At 71.3% G+C, this 16370-nt stretch carries 16 protein-coding genes and 1 riboswitch; of the genes, 2 read left to right on the top strand and 14 right to left on the bottom strand.

From position 1 onward, the window contains the following. The first annotated feature begins 269 nt into the window (after positions 1-269). Positions 270-947 (top strand): DUF937 domain-containing protein, encoded by a 678-nt coding sequence (locus ABD912_RS17400; protein ID WP_345152782.1) that lies wholly within the window; start codon positions 270-272, stop codon positions 945-947. Positions 948-974: 27 nt separating this feature from the next. Here ABD912_RS17400 and ABD912_RS17395 read toward each other — a convergent pair whose 3' ends face one another. The 8 genes from ABD912_RS17395 to rimP form a co-directional block, all read right to left on the bottom strand. Further along, positions 975-1430: a hypothetical protein gene (locus ABD912_RS17395; protein ID WP_345152780.1), complete on the bottom strand. Its 456-nt coding sequence runs from the start codon at positions 1428-1430 to the stop codon at positions 975-977. Further along, positions 1427-1801, bottom strand: a complete 375-nt coding sequence (locus ABD912_RS17390) for a hypothetical protein (RefSeq protein WP_345152777.1) — start codon at positions 1799-1801, stop codon at positions 1427-1429. The genes ABD912_RS17395 and ABD912_RS17390 overlap by 4 nt, the downstream gene beginning before the upstream one ends. Positions 1802-1847: 46 nt before the next feature. Continuing rightward, positions 1848-2756: a tRNA pseudouridine(55) synthase TruB gene (gene truB / locus ABD912_RS17385; RefSeq protein ID WP_345152775.1), complete on the bottom strand. Its 909-nt coding sequence runs from the start codon at positions 2754-2756 to the stop codon at positions 1848-1850. Between the two features lie 116 nt (positions 2757-2872). Continuing rightward, positions 2873-3328 carry a 30S ribosome-binding factor RbfA gene (rbfA, locus tag ABD912_RS17380; RefSeq protein WP_345152772.1) on the bottom strand — a complete coding sequence of 152 codons (456 nt, stop codon included), beginning with the start codon at positions 3326-3328 and terminating at the stop codon, positions 2873-2875. A gap of 184 nt (positions 3329-3512) precedes the next feature. Then, positions 3513-6395 carry a translation initiation factor IF-2 gene (gene infB / locus ABD912_RS17375; protein WP_345152771.1) on the bottom strand — a complete coding sequence of 961 codons (2883 nt, stop codon included), beginning with the start codon at positions 6393-6395 and terminating at the stop codon, positions 3513-3515. A gap of 152 nt (positions 6396-6547) precedes the next feature. Beyond that, on the bottom strand, positions 6548-6871 hold the full coding sequence (locus ABD912_RS17370) for a YlxR family protein (protein WP_345152909.1): 324 nt from the start codon (positions 6869-6871) through the stop codon (positions 6548-6550). 230 nt (positions 6872-7101) lie between these two features. After that, on the bottom strand, positions 7102-8106 hold the full coding sequence (gene nusA, locus ABD912_RS17365; protein ID WP_345152768.1) for a transcription termination factor NusA: 1005 nt from the start codon (positions 8104-8106) through the stop codon (positions 7102-7104). A gap of 1 nt (position 8107) precedes the next feature. Beyond that, complete coding sequence (rimP, locus tag ABD912_RS17360) at positions 8108-8677, bottom strand: ribosome maturation factor RimP (protein WP_345152767.1); 570 nt, start codon at positions 8675-8677, stop codon at positions 8108-8110. A gap of 105 nt (positions 8678-8782) precedes the next feature. Here rimP and ABD912_RS17355 point away from each other — a divergent pair, with 105 nt between their 5' ends. After that, positions 8783-9982: a hypothetical protein gene (locus ABD912_RS17355; protein WP_345152765.1), complete on the top strand. Its 1200-nt coding sequence runs from the start codon at positions 8783-8785 to the stop codon at positions 9980-9982. A 46-nt stretch (positions 9983-10028) separates the two neighbouring features. Here the strand turns inward: ABD912_RS17355 and moeB are convergent, their stop codons facing one another. From moeB to ABD912_RS17325, 6 genes are all read right to left on the bottom strand, one after another. Beyond that, positions 10029-11204 carry a molybdopterin-synthase adenylyltransferase MoeB gene (gene moeB / locus ABD912_RS17350; protein ID WP_345152763.1) on the bottom strand — a complete coding sequence of 392 codons (1176 nt, stop codon included), beginning with the start codon at positions 11202-11204 and terminating at the stop codon, positions 10029-10031. Positions 11205-11212: 8 nt separating this feature from the next. After that, positions 11213-11995, bottom strand: coding sequence for a thiazole synthase (locus ABD912_RS17345; protein WP_345152761.1), 783 nt, complete (start codon positions 11993-11995; stop codon positions 11213-11215). 34 nt (positions 11996-12029) lie between these two features. Next, entirely contained in the window at positions 12030-12293 is a 264-nt protein-coding gene (gene thiS, locus ABD912_RS17340) for a sulfur carrier protein ThiS (protein ID WP_345152759.1), read from the bottom strand. After that, positions 12290-13480 (bottom strand): glycine oxidase ThiO, encoded by a 1191-nt coding sequence (thiO, locus tag ABD912_RS17335; protein WP_345152757.1) that lies wholly within the window; start codon positions 13478-13480, stop codon positions 12290-12292. The genes thiS and thiO overlap by 4 nt, the downstream gene beginning before the upstream one ends. Next, a riboswitch (TPP riboswitch) is annotated at positions 13474-13596 on the bottom strand. (Overlaps the previous gene by 7 nt.) Before the next feature lie 67 nt (positions 13597-13663). Further along, the gene (locus ABD912_RS17330; protein WP_345152755.1) at positions 13664-14479 is read right to left on the bottom strand and encodes a sulfite exporter TauE/SafE family protein; all 816 of its coding nucleotides are present in this window, start codon (positions 14477-14479) and stop codon (positions 13664-13666) included. Next, complete coding sequence (locus ABD912_RS17325; protein ID WP_345152754.1) at positions 14476-16293, bottom strand: proline--tRNA ligase; 1818 nt, start codon at positions 16291-16293, stop codon at positions 14476-14478. The genes ABD912_RS17330 and ABD912_RS17325 overlap by 4 nt, the downstream gene beginning before the upstream one ends. Between the last annotated feature and the right edge of the window lie 77 nt (positions 16294-16370).

Here is a 16370-nt window from a genome sequence, read left to right as displayed (position 1 = left end):
GATCCGGAGCCGCTCCCGAGACAGGCAGGTCACATCCGCGGCACGCCGCGGCCCCTGTCCGCCCTACCGCGGGAGCGCCCGGCCGGGCTAGCATCGCGCACAGGCGCACCTCGGGCCGGCCGGACGCCACGGCGCCAGCCGCCGCGGCCGGCGCCGTAATACGGCAGGGCAGGACAACGCGGCAAGACGCCCCGGCAGCACGAGGCAGCGCCGCAGGCAGCACACGCTCCGGCACGCCGTGCCGGAAACGACGGAAAAGAGGACCGATCATGCCCGGAATCCAGGACTTCATCGGACAGATCCCGCTTGAGCAGCTCGCCGGCAAGCTCGGCACCGACCAGCAAACCGCCTTGGCCACCGTCCAGACGGCCCTGCCGTCGTTGCTGGCGGGGATGCAGGCGAACGCCTCCTCCCCGGAGGGGGCCGACGCGCTGCGCTCGGCCATCGCCCAGCATGACGACGCGCTGCTGGAGGGCGGCGTGGACCTGGACCAGGTGGATGAGCAGGACGGCGAGAAAATCGTCAACCACGTTATGGGAGACAACCGCACCGCGCTGGCGGCGCAGCTGAACGGGGCGACGCCTGAGGGCTTCGACCTGGGTGGCCTGGTGCAGAAGGCGCTGCCGCTGTTGGCCCCGCTGGTGCTGTCCTTCCTGGCGAAGGGCGGCGGGCAGCAATCCGGGGGCGGAGGCGGGATCGACCTCGGAGGCCTGCTCGGCGGACTGCTGGGCGGCGGGGGCGCCCAGTCCTCGGCGGGCGCAGGACCGGCTGCCGGCGGACCGGGCGGAATCGACCTGGGCGGGCTGCTCGGCGGAGTGCTGGGCGGCGGGCAGCAGCAGGGCCAGGGCCAGGCAGGACAGAACCAACCGGGACAGAACCAGGGTGGCCCCGATTTGGGCGGGCTGGACCTGGGCGGGATCCTGGGCTCCCTCTTCGGCAAGAAGTAGCCCGCGCACTGTCAGCCGCTGCGGCTGTTAGGGGCGGTGCCGGTACAGCCACCACAGGCCGACCAGCGGCAGCAGCAGCGGCACGTAGCCGTATCCCGAGCCGAACTGCGTCCACACCGCGGGGTGCGCGAAGTGCTCCGGGATCAGCAGGCCCAGGGTCCCCACCACCAGCACGCCCACGAGTTCGATCAGCACGGCCGCCAGCGAAACCGCCCAGCTGTGGGGCTTCTTGGACGCCAGTGCCAGGGTCGCCACGATGTACACCACCGCGGCGAAGGCGCTCAGAGTGTAGGCCAACGGCGCTTCGCCGAACTCGGTGAGGATCTGGAAGCCCGCGCGGGCGGTGGAGGAGAGCGCAAACACGCCGTAGACGGCGATGATGATGCGGCCCAGGCCGCTGTTGCGTCCTGCCGCGCGTGCGGCGCGCTCCTCCCCCAGGGTCACTGCCTTGGGGGTGTTGGTCGGTGGGGTGTTGCTGCTCATGCGGGAAGGGCTCCGTCCCAGATCTGTTCCATGCGGTAGAGCATCACGAAGACCGTGATGCCGGCGGCGGCGAGCACCACGTTGCTCCACCGCGTCTTGTCGGTGACTGCCCACCAGAAGGCGATCGGCGGGATCAGCAGCGCGGTGATGACATAGCCCCAGAACTCCCACGGCTCGCCGCTGACGGCCTGCCCGCCGGCCTGCCGCACCGCTGCGGCAACGGCGTAGACCACCAGGAAAAGTTCGACGGCGGCGACCGCCACCAGCGCGTAGTCGTCCGGGTGGTCGCGGATCACCGTGGCGACGACGCCGAGGATGAGCGCGAGGGCGCAGACCAGGGCGCCGGCAATGAAGAAGCCGTCGACGATCACGGGGCTCGGGGTTCCTTTCGGGGGTCGGGGGGCGCTGAGGGCCCGGTCAGGCCGTCGCGAAGACGAGTTCGGGCTTGGCCGCCTCGCCCTTGTTCTTCAGCAGGGCCACCAGCGTTCCGTCGGGCGCGAAGGCCGCGGTGACTTCCCCGTCCGGGTTGGGTCCGATGCGCCGTCCGAAGGAGAGCTCCACCGTTTCCTCGGCGGTGAGTTCGCGGTTGGGGAAGAGTGCGCGGGCGGCCTCCTCCAGCGGAAGCATGGTGAACTCCTCGGCGAGCTGCTCCATGGTCCGGGCCTGCCCGATCCGGTAGGGGCCCACCTGGGTGCGGCGCAGGGCGGTCAGGTGGCCGCCGACCTCCAGCGCCTCGCCCAGGTCCCGGGCCAGGGCACGGATGTAGGTGCCGGAGGAGCATTCGACGGTCACGTCGATGTCCAGCAGCTTGCCGCCGCGCTCGCGGCGGATGTCGTGGACCTCGAAGCGGTGGACGGTCACCGGGCGGGCCGCGAGGGTGACGTCCTCCCCGGCGCGCACGCGGGCGTAGGACCGCTCGCCGTTGACCTTGATGGCGCTGACGCTGGAGGGGACCTGCTGGATGGAGCCGGTCAGGCGGGCGATCTCCTCGCGGATGCGTTCCTCGGTCACCGCGGCGGCGATGCGGCGCTCGACGACCTCGCCTTCGGCGTCGTCGGTGACGGTGCTCTCCCCCAGCCGGATGGTGGCGGTGTAGGTCTTGGAGACGCCCACGATGTACGTCAGCAGCCGGGTGGCCTTGTTGACCCCCACGACCAGCACTCCGGTGGCCATCGGGTCCAGGGTGCCGGCGTGGCCGACCTTGCGGGTGCCGGCCAGGCGGCGGGTGCGGCCCACCACGTCGTGGCTGGTCCAGCCCTGGGGCTTGTCGACGATCACGAGTCCGGAGCCGACCGAGTCAGGGGCGTTCTGGGGGCCTTTTTTCACGCCCTCCAGTATAGGCGCGCAACGGGCCGCCCGTTTCCGCCCCCACGAAGGCCCGTGGAAACGACAAGTGCGCGGGCCCGTTGCATACGGGCCCGCGCACTGCGGATGTTTCGGCGCTAGGCGCGGAGGTCGTCCTCGCCGAAATCCTCGTCCGCCTCGTCCTTCTTGTACGGATCGGCCTCGCCGGCGTACTGCTTGCCCGCGGCCAGCGCCGCGACCTCAGCGTCCTTGGCCTTGGCCTGGCGCAGCACCTCCTCGAGGTGGGACGCGTTGACCGGGATCTCGTCCGGGACGAACTCCAGCGTCGGGGTCAGGCGCACGGTGATGTTGCGGCCGACCTCCTTGCGCAGGACGCCCTTGGACTTTTCCAGCGCGGCGCGGGCGCCGGCCTTGGCCTCGTCGTCGCCGAACACCGTGTAGTACACGGTCGCGTGCTGCAGGTCGTTGGTGACGCGCGCGTCGGTGACCGTGATGGCCTCCACCCGCGGATCCTTCACGGTCTTGCCCAAGGCCTGGGCAACGACCACCTTGATGCGTTGCGCGAGTCGTGCCGCGCGTGCCGGGTCAGCCATGACCCCTCCTTCTTTGGCTTGCCTGTGTTGAAACCAGCCTGTACTAAAACGGGGCTGTGTTGGTGTTTTTCGGCGCCGAAACGCCCTGCCGGTTTCCCGGCCGGGAACGACGGCGGCGGGGGCTTCCGTGCGGAAGCCTCCCGCCGCCGTCGCACCGAGGGGCGGTTGCCCGCCCCAGGCGACCCTAGACGCGCGGCTTTTCGCGCATCTCGTAGGTCTCGATGCTGTCGCCTTCCTTGACGTCGTTGAACGACCCCAGGCCGATACCACACTCGAAGTCCGTGCGGACCTCGGTGGCGTCTTCCTTGAAGCGGCGCAGCGACTCAATGGTGAGGTTCTCCGCGACGACCTTGCCGTCGCGGACCAGGCGTGCCTTGGAGTTGCGTCGGATCGTGCCCGAGCGGACGATCGAGCCGGCGATGTTGCCCCACTTGGACGAGCGGAAGACCTCGCGGACCTCGGCGCTGCCCAGCTGGACTTCCTCGTACTCCGGCTTGAGCATGCCCTTGAGCGCGGCCTCGATGTCGTCCAGCGCGGCGTAGATGACCGAGTAGAAGCGCATGTCCACGCCCTCCTTGTCGGCCAGCTCGGCGACGCGCTCGGCGGGGCGGACGTTGAAGCCGATGATGATGGCGCTGTCCACGGTCGCGAGGTTGACGTCGTTCTGGGTGATCGCACCCACGCCGCGGTGGATGACGCGCAGCTGCACGCCCTCGCCCACGTCGATCTTGAGCAGCGAGTCCTCCAGCGCCTCGACGGCACCGGAAACGTCACCCTTGAGGATGAGGTTGAGGGTGTCGATCTTGCCCTCGGCCACGGCCTTGTCGAAGTCCTCCAGCGTGATGCGCTTGCGGCGCTTGGCCAGCATGGCGTTGCGGTCGGCGGCTTCGCGCTTCTCGGCGATCTGGCGGGCGGTGCGCTCGTCAGGGGTCACCAGGAAGGTGTCGCCGGCGCGCGGCACCGAGGACAGGCCCAGGACCTGGACCGGGCGGGACGGCAGGGCCACGTCAAGCGGCTCGCCGTTCTCGTTGAACATCGCACGCACGCGGCCGTGTGCCTGGCCGGCGACGATCGTGTCGCCGACGGCCAGCGTGCCGGACTGGACCAGGACGGTCGCGACGGCGCCGCGGCCCTTGTCCAGGTTGGCTTCGATCGCGATGCCGCGAGCGTCCTTGTCCGGGTTGGCGCGCAGGTCCAGCGACGCGTCGGCGGTCAGCAGGACGGCCTCGAGCAGCTCGTCGATGCCGGACTTCTGGAGCGCGGAGACGGGCACGAACATCGTGTCGCCGCCGTACTCCTCGGGAACCAGGCCGTACTCGGTGAGCTGGCCCTTGACCTTGTCCGGGTTCGCGCCTTCCTTGTCGATCTTGTTCACCGCGACGACCACCGGCACGCCGGCGGCCTGGGCGTGGTTGAGCGCCTCGATGGTCTGCGGCATCACGCCGTCGTCCGCGGCCACCACCAGGACGGCGATGTCGGTGACCTTCGCACCACGGGCACGCATGGCGGTGAACGCCTCGTGGCCCGGGGTGTCGATGAAGGTGATCGCACGGTCTTCGCCCTCGTGGGTGGTGTGGATCTGGTAGGCACCGATGTGCTGGGTGATGCCGCCGGCCTCGCCCGCCAGGACGTTGGTCTTGCGGATCGCGTCCAGCAGTCGGGTCTTACCGTGGTCGACGTGGCCCATCACGGTGACCACCGGCGGACGCGCCTCGAGAACCTCGTCGCCTTCGGCCTCCAGCTCGGCATCCAGGTCGATGTCGAAGGTCTCCAGCAGCTCGCGCTCCTCGTCCTCCGGGGACACGACCTGCACCTTGTAGCCGAGCTCGGCACCGAGGACCTCGAAGGTCGCCTCATCCAGGGACTGCGTGGCGGTAGCCATTTCGCCCAGGTGGAAGAGCACGGTCACCAGCGACGCCGGGTTTGCACCGATCTTGTCAGCGAAGTCCGTGATGGAGGCGCCACGGCGCACGCGCACAATGGTGGTGCCGTCGCCGCGGGGCACGCTCACGCCGCCCAGCGACGGTGCGCTCATCTGCTCCAGTTCCTGGCGCTTCGCGCGCTTGGACTTGCGCTGCTTGCCGCGGCCTGCGCCGCCCTTGCCGAAGGCACCCTGGGTCCCGCCACGGCCGCGGCCTGCGCCGCCGCCCTTGCCGAAACCGCCGCCGCCGCCAGCGGTACCGCCACCGGCACCCGGGGCACCGCCCGGACGTGCCGGACCGCGGCCCGGGGCACCCGGACGGCCTGCGCCGGCCGGAGCCGGACGCTCGATGCGGCCGGGCATCATGCCCGGGTTCGGACGCGGACCGCCCGGACGCGGGCCACCTGCACCGGCACCGGCCGGACGCGGACCGCCCGGACGCGGGCTACCGGCACCAGCACCGGCACCGCCGGCCGGACGGGGACCGCCCGGACGCGGGCCACCGGCACCCGGGGCTCCGCCCGGACGCGGCGCGCCGGAGCGCATGCCCTGCTGCGGGGCGAACGGGTTGTTGCCCGGACGCGGGCCACCCGGGCGGGGACCGCCCGGACGCGGGCCACCGGCGCCGGCACCGGCCGGACGCGGGGCGCCCGGACGCGGAGCGCCGCCACGCTCGGCGTCGCCGCCGCGCATGCCCTGCTGGGAAGAGAACGGATTGTTGCCCGGGCGCGGTGCACCCGGCTTGGCGCCGCCGGCCGGACGCGGGGCGCGCGGAGCCTCGGTGCGCGGGGCTTCGGCACGGGGTGCCTCGGCGCGCGGAGCCTCGGCCTGCGGCGCTTCGGCACGCGGGGCCTCGGGGGCGGCGGCCGGTTCCGGCTTGGCCGGCGGCTTCGGGCCCGGCTTGATGCCGGAAGGGGCAGCGGCGGCCGGACGCGGGGCGCCCGGCTTGACGCCGGTTACGGCGGGCTTGGCGGCCGGGGCGGACCCGCTGGCCGGGAATGCGTCGCGCAGTTTGCGGACTACGGGCGCCTCAATCGTGGAGGAGGCGGAACGGACGAATTCGCCCAGTTCCTGCAGTTTGGTGACTGCATCCTTGGAAGAGATACCGAGCTCCTTGGCGAGCTCGTGTACGCGGACCTTGGCCACATTTCTCCTGTCTCGGTCCGCACTCTTCTTAGGTTACGAACCGTCTATTTTCTTGGTCGGAATGCCGACGTTTGGCGTCGACTTGCCGGTGGAGGCGCTCAACAACGTGGTCATCGTTGGGCGCTCATCGCTTGGCACTCATCGGGTTTCCATCAGATTTCTGACCCGCTTTCAGGTTGGACGGTCGTGTCGGCGTCAATCCCCGTCGGGGAGGCGCCCGCTGCAAGCACTGCCGGATCGAACGTCGAGGAATCCACGGGGACCCGGAAGGCCCGCGCGAATGCCCTGCGTTTGACGGCCAAGGCTGCACACTCCGGCGTCGGGTGCATCCAGGCACCCCTGCCGGACATGCGACGGTGCGGATCCGCAAGGACGGCGTACCCGCCGTCCCGCGCTGCCGCGACCCATCGCATCAACTGGTTCTGGTCCGCTTTCCGGCGGCAACCGACGCACGTTCGCTGCGGCTGGTGCTGCACGCTCACGTTCGGAAGATCTCCTGCGACTGGTTACCGGCCCGATTCGGGACCGCAGACCAGTCTACCGCGTTCGGCCCCACCGCGGCGACCCCACCCCGGAGGCCCCGCGTTCGGCCCAGACACGCAGGCGGTGACCCCACGCCAAAAGTGCCGGGCACAACGACGGCGGCCCTCCGGGACGCGGGCGGACTGCCCGCGCGGTCCGGAAGGCCGCCGTCGTGCCGGTGACGCTACTGCTGTTCGGACTGCTGCTGCATCGCCTGCTGCTGGATCCGCGCGTCGGAGACGATGTCGATCCTCCAGCCGGTGAGCTTGGCGGCGAGGCGGGCGTTCTGGCCCTCCTTGCCGATCGCCAGCGAAAGCTGGAAATCGGGGACCACCACGCGGGCCGAACGGGCCGCGGCGTCGACGATCGTCACCGAGTTCACCCGTGCCGGGGACAGGGCGCTGGCAATGAAGGTCGCCGGGTCGTCGCTGTAGTCCACGATGTCGATCTTCTCGTCGTTCAGTTCCGTCATAACGGCGCGCACGCGCGAACCCATCTCGCCGATGCAGGCGCCCTTGGCGTTCACGCCCGGAACCTTGGCCCGGACCGCGATCTTGGAGCGGTGGCCGGCCTCGCGGGCCAGCGAAACGATCTCCACGGACTTGTCCGCGATCTCCGGGACCTCCAGCTCGAAGAGCTTCCGGACCAGGTTCGGGTGCGAACGCGAGAGCGTGATGGACGGACCCTTCTGGCCCTTGTGGACGTCCACCACGTAGGCGCGGATGCGGTTGCCGTGCTTGTAGGACTCCCCGGGGACCTGCTCCGGCGGCGGCAGCAGGGCCTCCACCGCGCCCAGGTTCACCTGGACCATCAGGGGGTTGTGCCCCTGCTGGATCTGGCCGGAGACCAGCTCGCCTTCCTTGCCGCGGAACTCGCCCAGGATGTTGTCATCCTCGGCGTCGCGCAGGCGCTGCATGATGATCTGGCGCGCCGTGCTGGCCGCGATGCGTCCGAAGCCGTTCGGGGTGTCGTCGAACTCGCCGATCGCCTCCCCCTCCTCGTCGAACTCGGTGGCCCAGATGGTCACGTGGCCGCTCTTGCGGTCCACCTCGGCGCGGGCCCGCGAGATGGCGCCCGGGGACTTGTGGTAAGCCACCAGCAGCGCCTGCTCGATGGTGGGGATCAGCACGTCCACCGGGATTTCCCGCTCGCGCTCCAACAGGCGCAGCGCGCTCATGTCGATATCCATATCAGGCCTCCTCCGCCTCGTCGTCGATGTCCAGTGTTTCCGGTTCCGGCTCGCCGGGGCGGGAGAATTCGACCTCCACGCTGCCGCGCCGGATGCGGTCGAAGCCCACTTCCGTGGGTTCGCCCTGCTTGGGCTTCATGCCCTTCTTGACCGGCAGGTCCGGAACCACCACGATGCCGTCTTCGGTCACCGCGGTCAGCCGGCCGGTGATGTTGTCTTCCTGGATGAGGTTCACCTTGACCAGCCGGCCGACGTTGCGGCGCCAGTGCCGCGGTTCGGTCAGCGGGCGGCCGACGCCGGGCGAGGAGACCTCGAGGTCGTAGGGAGCGCCCGTGTCCCCCGGGACCTGGTCCATGGCCTCGGAGAGGGCGCGCGAGACCTCAGCGATTTGATCCAGGTCGACACTGCCGGTGCCTTCGAGCAGGTCCACGATGACGTGCACGGTCCGATGCTGCCCGGCAACCCGTACCTCGACGTCCTCGAGGTACAGCTCGTGGGAGGCAACGGTGGGTTCCAGATACTTCTTGAGGCGTTCGGCCTCGGGCTGGGTGTCTACCGGTTTGGCGGACATGTATTCCTCCCACGTGATGATGTTGTGCCTCCAAGAGTAACGAAGATCCGCGCGGTTGGTCGCTGCGGCCCTGCGCCCGGGGACAGCGTGGGATGATCTAAGGCGATGTCACTTCCCCCGGTTCCCCCGCATTCCCGCGCCTCCGCACGGCCCGGGCGTCCCCGGCGTGCCGGGCGGGCGGCCGCCCGGGCCGGAGGACTGCTGCTGGTGGCCGCCGTCGTCGTCGGCCTGGGCACCACGGTGGGCCCCGGCCTCCCCGGAAATCCCGGCGATTCCGCGCCGTCCGCCGCCGCCGGAAGTTCCGCGGAAACCCTCGGGACCCAGCTGGCCTCGCTGCTGGAGGAAGCCACCGAACTGGCAGCCGGGCCGGCACCGGCCACCCCTTCCGCGGGCGCGGAAACCGACCCGGAGACGGCGCCCGCGCACTGGCCCACGGAGGAACTGGCTGCCGCACGGAAGGTCTTGGCCGCGCATGTCGACTTGCTCACACCCGGCGCCGCGGCCTCCAGCGGGTCCACGCCCGGCGCCTCCCCGTCCGGCGCAACCACGCCTGAGGCAACGCCGCCTGAATCAAACCCGTCCGGCGACCCCACGTCCGGGTCCGATGCCGGAACCGGTCCGGCCGCCTTCGCCGAGCGGCTGGCCCAATCAGCGAACGGCCTGCTCACGGCGTCGTTGGGCGCCCCGGAGCAGTTGTCCCGGTCGCTGCTGCTGGCCGGAACGGAACAGGCACTGGCCGCCCGCGACGTCGCCCGGGCCGAGGGCGGCAAGGCCGCGGTGGAGGCACTGCCGGAGGTTCCGCTGGATGCCGACGCGGCTTGGAAGGCCTTCGACGCCGAGAACGGCACGGGGCCCGGCTCGGCCCCACCCACGGACGGAACGGGGTCTTCGCAGGAAACGATGCCGCCGGACGGAACCACGGCCGGAGCGGGGGCAACCGAGGCCACGTGCCAGGCCCAGGCCGCGCTCGCGGGCGCCACGGATGCGGCGTTCCGGCTCGCCTACGCCTACCAGGTGGCGGGGGCGCGGACCCAGGGGGACGCCGCGGAAGGGGCCTGGGAGGCCGCCGCCGACCGCGAGCAGTTGGGCTGGCGGCTCCAATCCCGCCTCCCGGAGGAGTGCGTGCCGCTGCGGGCGGCCGCGTACCGGCTGCCCTCCGGCTTCGCGAAGGACCCCGTGGGCGCCGCGGCCACCGGGGAGGAACAGCTCTCTGCCCTGCTGCGCGACGCGGCCGGTGCCGCCGTGGGCACCCTGCGCGCGGCCCTGGCGGCCGAGTCCTGGTCCGCGGCACTCGCCACCCCCTGATCCCCCACGACGGATTGCCACGGGCCTGCCCGGCCCGCAGGCTGGCTCAGTACACGGGCTTTTTGGGCTCGACCTGTTCGATCCAGCCCAGGATGCCGCCGGTGAGATGCCGCGCGTGGGTGTAGCCGCGGTCCAGGAGGTGGCCGAGCACCTCCCCCGAGCGCACTCCCGACTTGCAGTGGAGCACCAGGGGACGGTCCCGCGGCAGGTCGACCTCCCCGGCGAGCACCAGCCCGCGCGGGGCCAGCTCGGCACCATCGATGGACACGATCCGTGCCTCGCCGGGTTCGCGCACGTCGACCAGCACGAAATCCTCCCGGCCCGCCGCCCGCTCGCGCAGCATGGCCTCCAGTTCGGGCGGGGACACCGTGGGCAGGGTGCGTTCCCGGTCCGCCGGGACCCCGCAGAAGGCCGGATAGTCCTCCAGCAGCCTGGCCGGCTGGACAGTGTCCGGGTCCGGGCGGAGGCGGAGCTCCCGCCAGTTCATGCCCAACGCGTCCAGGACCAGCAGCCGGCCCAGCAGCGGCTGCCCGATCCCGGTGACCAGTTTGATCGCCTCGGCCGCCATCACCGACCCGATCTGGCCGCACAGCACGCCGAACACACCGCCCTCGGCGCAGGAGGGCACCGTCCCGGCCTGCGGCGCTTCCGGATACAGGTCCCGGTAGGTGGGCCCGCGGCCGTTCCAGAACACGCTGACCTGGCCGTCGAAGCGCAGGATCGAGCCCCAGACGTACGGCTTGCCCAGGATCGCCGCCGCGTCATTGACCAGGTAGCGGGTGGCGAAGTTGTCCGTGCCGTCGATGAGCAGGTCGTAGCCGGAGAAGATCTCCAGCGCATTGGTTGAGTCCAGCCGCACCTGGTGCAGTTCGACTGCCACATGCGGGTTAAGCCCGGCGATGGAGTCCCGGGCCGATTCCGCCTTCGGGCGGCCGACGTCCGCAACCCCGTGGATCACTTGGCGCTGGAGGTTGGAATCGTCCACGGCGTCGTCCTCGACGATGCCCAGAGTCCCGATGCCGGCGGCCGCCAGGTAGAGCAGCACCGGGGAGCCCAGGCCGCCGGCCCCGATCACCAGCACGCGTGCGTTCTTCAGTCGGCGCTGCCCCTCCAGGCCCACTTCCGGGATGATCAGGTGGCGCGAGTAGCGCCGCAGCTCCTCCGGGGTCAGTTCCGGGCCCGGGGAAACCAGCGGCGGCAGTGCGGGGGTGGAAACAGCCATGATCGCTCCTAACCGCACACCGGCTGGAGGGCGGCCCGGCCCTCCAGCGTGGAGGAGGCCACCGCCAGCGGACGCTTCGGGATGCGCCCGGCGGCCCGGCCCAGCCGTCCGGCCTCGACCGCGTGCCGGAATGCCCGCGCCATCAGCACCGGGTCCTGGGCGCGGGTGACCGCGCTGGCCAGCAGCACCGCGTCGCAGCCGAGCTCCATCGCCAGCGCCGCGTCCGAGGGCGTGCCGACGCCGGCGTCGAGCACCACCGGCACCGTGGCCCGGGCGGCGATCAGCTCGATGTTGTGCGGATTCAGCACCCCCAGCCCGCTGCCGATCGGCGCGCCCAACGGCATCACGGCCACGCAGCCGACGTCCTCGAGCCGCTGCGCGGTCACGGGGTCGTCGTTGGTGTAGGCGAAGACCTTGAACCCGCCCGCCGCCAGGCGCTCGGCTGCGTCCAGCAGCTCCACCGCATCGGGCAGCAGCGTCTCCTCGTCGGCGACGACCTCCAGCTTCACCCAGTCCGTTTCCAGCGCCTCGCGGGCCAGTTCGGCGGTGAGCATGGCCTCGCGGGCGGTGTGGCAGCCGGCGGTGTTCGGCAGGACCCGGATCCCGCGGCGCTGCAGCATCGCGTAGATGGATTCGCCCTCCCCGGGGGTGTGCCGGCGCAAGGCGACCGTGGTCAGTTCCGTGCCGGAGGCCAGCAGGGCCTCCTCCAGCACGGCCTGGCTTGGCGCCCCGCCGGTGCCCATGACCAGGCGCGAGCCCAGTTCGATGCCGTCGATGACCAGGGTTCCCATCCCGCTAGCCACTCCGCCGTTAACCACCTTGCCGTTAACCACCCTGGACCGCCGTGAGCAGTTCGATCGCGTCGCCAGCGCGGACGGTTGTTTCAGCCCAGCGCCGGCGCGGCAGGACCTCCTGGTTGAGTGCGACGGCGACACCCAGCCGCCCGCCGTCGACGGGGGCGCCGTCCGCGCCGAGCTCGCGGCCGGTCCGCGCCTGGACCAGCTTCAGGATGCTGCCGGGCAGTTCCCCGATCGCCTCGCCGTTGAGCGTCGCCGGCGCGGGGCCGGGCTGTGGTGCCGGTGTTGTCATGAGAACCTCCAGGGGTCAAAGGGTGCGGGGTCAAAGGGAACGAGATCAGAGGGAGCGGGGCCGGCTGCGTGCCCGGGTGGAGCCGGGACGCCAACAAGTGCGGCAACGGCGGCGGCCGCCGCCGCGCTGAGCAGGACCCCGTGCCGGTGGAAGCCGACGGCGACCACCAGCCCGGGCGCGGCCCGGCCCAGCAGCGGCAGATTGTCGGGGGTGCCCGGCCGCGCCCTGGCGATGGTTTCGGCCAGGTCCAGTTCGCCCAGGGCGGGCATCAGCCGCAGCGCGTCGCGCAGCAGGCGGTGGACTCCCCCGGCACCGACACCGGCCCGGCCGTCCTCCCGTTCGGTCGCCCCCACCACCACTTCCCCGTCGGCGCGGGGCACGATGTAGACGGACTGGCCCCCGACCAGGCCGCGGACCACGTTCCCCGAGGGCAGCGGGCCACCCGGGACGGTGCGCAGGCGCAGCACGTCGCCGTACACCGGGCGCACCGGCAGGCGCAGCGGAGCGGGCAGGCCCTCCAGCGCTAGCCCCTCCCGCACCGGCCCCTCCCCCGTGCCTCCGGCCCGGACCATGCCGCCACCGGTGGCCAACACGACCTCGTCGCAGTCCAGCCGCCCGCCGTCGTATTCCACGAACGGGCCGGCGCCTGCGCCGCAGCGCACCGCCCGGGCCGCGACGAGACGCGCGTTCGGCAGCGCCTCCAGCGCGGCGACCAGGGCGGCGGCGGTGCGGCGCGGATCGGTCTGGTGGTCGCCAACGGCACGGAAGGCGCCGGCCAGGCGCGGTGTCAGCAGGGGCTCGGCGGCACGGGCCTCGCGCGTGGTGATTTCCTCGACCGCCAGCCCCAGCGCGGCCTGCGCGGCCCGCAGGTCCGCCAGCGTGGCCCGGTCCCCGGAATCGGCGGCAACCACCAGCGTCCCGCCGGGCCGGAAGCCCGTGGACAGCCCGGAGGCCGCCTCCAGCTGCGCGGCCCAGGACGGCCACTTCGCCGCCGCGGGCAGCGAAAGGCCCAGCAAGTCCCGCTCCTGGTAGTGGAATTCGGTCACGCCCGCGAGCATCCCTGCCGCGGCGGCGGTGGCCCCGCCGGCCGGAGCCGGGTCAACGACAACGGTCTCGACCCCGGAACGGGCCAGTTCCCAAGCGGCCGAGAGCCCGATGATCCCGGCCCCGACAACGACGCAACGCAATGGATGTACCTTCCCTCCGCCGGCATGACCCGGATCAGGTTCTACGGTCGGCATCCGGGCCGGCGAATGCCGGCCATGCCCTCTCAGCCCGTCTGCGGGCTCCCGTGGTTCCCCCATTCTAGGCACACCTTCGGGGGCGTGCGTGCCGGGGCACTGCCAGGTCGAATCCTGCGCGGCGTAGTCCTACGCGGCGGGCATCCACTGCATGGCGACGTCGAACCCCAACCGCACGATCAGGGCGGCGACCACCACCAGGAACACGATGCGGATGAACCGGGCGCCGCGGCCGATCGCCGTGCGGGCGCCAATGTAGCCGCCGACCATGTTGGCCATTCCCAGCAGCAGGCCGAGGCCCCAAAGCAGGTGCCCGCTGGGCAGGAAGAACACCAGCGCACCGAAGTTGGTGGCCATGTTGACGATCTTCGCCTTGGCGCTGGCGGCCAGGAAGTTGTAGCCGAGGACCACCACCATGGCGATGATCAGGAACGATCCGGTGCCCGGGCCGATCAGCCCGTCGTAGAACCCGATCGCCAGGCCGATCGTCCCGGCCAGGACATAGTGCCGGCGCCCCTGGTGGCGCAGCCTGGTCAGCTCGCCGGCGGTGGGCCGGAAGGCGGTGAACAGCGCGACCGCGACCAGGGCGGCCAGGATGACCGGCTTGAACACCGCGGACGGCAGCAGGGTGGCCACGATCGCGCCGGCGAAGCTTCCGGCCAGCGCGATCGCCGCCATGGGGAGCGCCGTCTTCAGGTCCGGACTGGCGCGCCGGTAATAGGTCACGGCGCTGGTGGTGGTTCCGAAGATCGACCCCATCTTGTTGGTCGCCAGCGCCTGGACCGGGGCGATGCCCGGGACCAGCAGCAGGGCAGGGAGCTGAATGAGCCCGCCGCCACCGACGACGGCGTCGACCCACCCTGCGGCCAGCCCCGCCGCCAGCACCAAGAGAATGGTTCCGGCCTGGAGGTTCTCCAGGCCGGAACCGTTCAGCAGTTCGGTCACGGGCGCGGCAGGTCCCAGCCCCGAACCTTGGCCACGAGGGTGTCCACGACGTCGGCAACCGCCACGTTTTCGGCCGTACCGGTGGCGCGGTCCTTGACCTCGACCAGGCCCTCGGCCAGGCCGCGGCCGACGACGGCGATGGTCGGCACGCCGATCAGTTCGGCGTCGCCGAACTTCACGCCGGCGGAGACCTTGGGGCGGTCGTCGAAGATGACCTCCATGCCGCGGGCCTCGAGCCCGGCCGCGATCCGCTCGGCCTCGGCGAACAGTTCCTCGCCCTTGCCGGTGACCATCAGGTGCACGTCGGCCGGGGCCACGTTGCGCGGCCAGACCAGGCCGCGGTCGTCGTGGTTGGACTCGGCCAAGGCGGCGACCGCACGCGTGACGCCGACGCCGTAGGAGCCCATGGTGACCGTGACCAGCTTGCCGTTCTGGTCCAGGACCTTCAGTTCCAGCGCCTCCGCGTACTTGCGGCCGAGCTGGAAGATGTGGCCCATCTCGATGCCGCGGGCGGTTTCCAGCGGGCCGGAGCCGTCCGGGGCCTCGTCGCCGGCACGAACCTCGACGGCCTCGATGGTGCCGTCCCAAGTGAAATCGCGGCCGGCGACCAGGCCAAAGACGTGTTTGCCGTGCTCGTTGGCTCCGGTGACCCAGGCGGTGCCCACGACCACGCGCGGATCCACCAGGAAGGTGATCCCGCTGGCGGACTTTTCGCCCAGCGTCGCGGCGTCCAGGCCGAGGGCCGGACCGATGTAGCCCTTGACCAGGGCCGGAACCTTCTTGATGTCCTCGTCGTTGGCGGCCTCGATGCCGAGCTCGCCGGCGATGGGCAGGTGGGCGCCGATGTTGGCTTCGATGCGCTTGAGGTCCACGGCGCGGTCGCCGGGCACGCCGATGACGACGAGCTGGCGCTCGCCGGTGGGCAGCGTCACGGCCAGCACCACGTTCTTCAGGGTGTCGGCGGCGGCCCACTCGCGGTCCTCGCGCGGGGCGATCTCATTGGCGCAGGCAACCAGCGAATCGATGGTCGGGGTGTCCGGGGTGTCCTTGACCTCGAAGGCCGGGGCGTCCGCGTAGTCGATGTCGGCCGGAACCACGGTGGTCACGGCCTCGACGTTTGCCGCATAGCCTCCGGCCGAGCGCACGAAGGTGTCCTCGCCAACCTCGGTCGGGTGCAGGAACTCCTCCGACTTGGAGCCGCCCATGGCGCCGGCGGTCGCGTGCACCGGGACGATCTCCAGGCCAAGGCGGGAGAAGATCTTCAGGTACGCGGCGCGGTGCGCCTGGTAGGAGGCCTCCAGGCCGGCGTCGTCGACGTCGAAGGAGTAGGAGTCCTTCATGATGAATTCGCGGCCGCGCAGCAGGCCGGCCCGCGGCCGGGCCTCGTCGCGGTACTTGTTCTGGATCTGGTAGAGGGTAACCGGCAGGTCCTTGTAGGAGCTGTAGAGGTCCTTGACCAGGAGGGTGAACATCTCCTCGTGGGTGGGGGCCAGCAGGTAGTCGGCTTCCTTGCGGTCCTTGAGCCGGAACAGGCCCTCGCCGTATTCGGTCCAGCGGCCGGTCACCTCGTAGGGCTCGCGCGGCAGCAGTGCCGGGAAGTGCACTTCCTGGGCGCCGATCGCGTTCATTTCCTCGCGGACGATCGCCTCGACCTTCGCCAGCACGCGCAGGCCCAGCGGCAGCCAGGTGTAGATGCCGGGCGCGGCACGGCGGATGTAGCCGGCACGCACCAGCAGCTTGTGGCTGGCGACCTCGGCGTCGACCGGGTCTTCGCGCAGGGTGCGCAGGAACAGTGTGGAAAGTCGTAGGACCACGCTTGTCTATCCGTTTCCGCGGCGTCGCGCCGCACTGGGAGAGGGTTTCCCCTGGGGAATCGCCTCCAAATTTACCC

The organism is Arthrobacter ginkgonis, from assembly GCF_039540195.1.
In the GTDB taxonomy this organism is placed as follows: domain Bacteria; phylum Actinomycetota; class Actinomycetes; order Actinomycetales; family Micrococcaceae; genus Zafaria; species Zafaria ginkgonis.
This window is presented reverse-complemented; position numbering and strand designations above follow the sequence as displayed.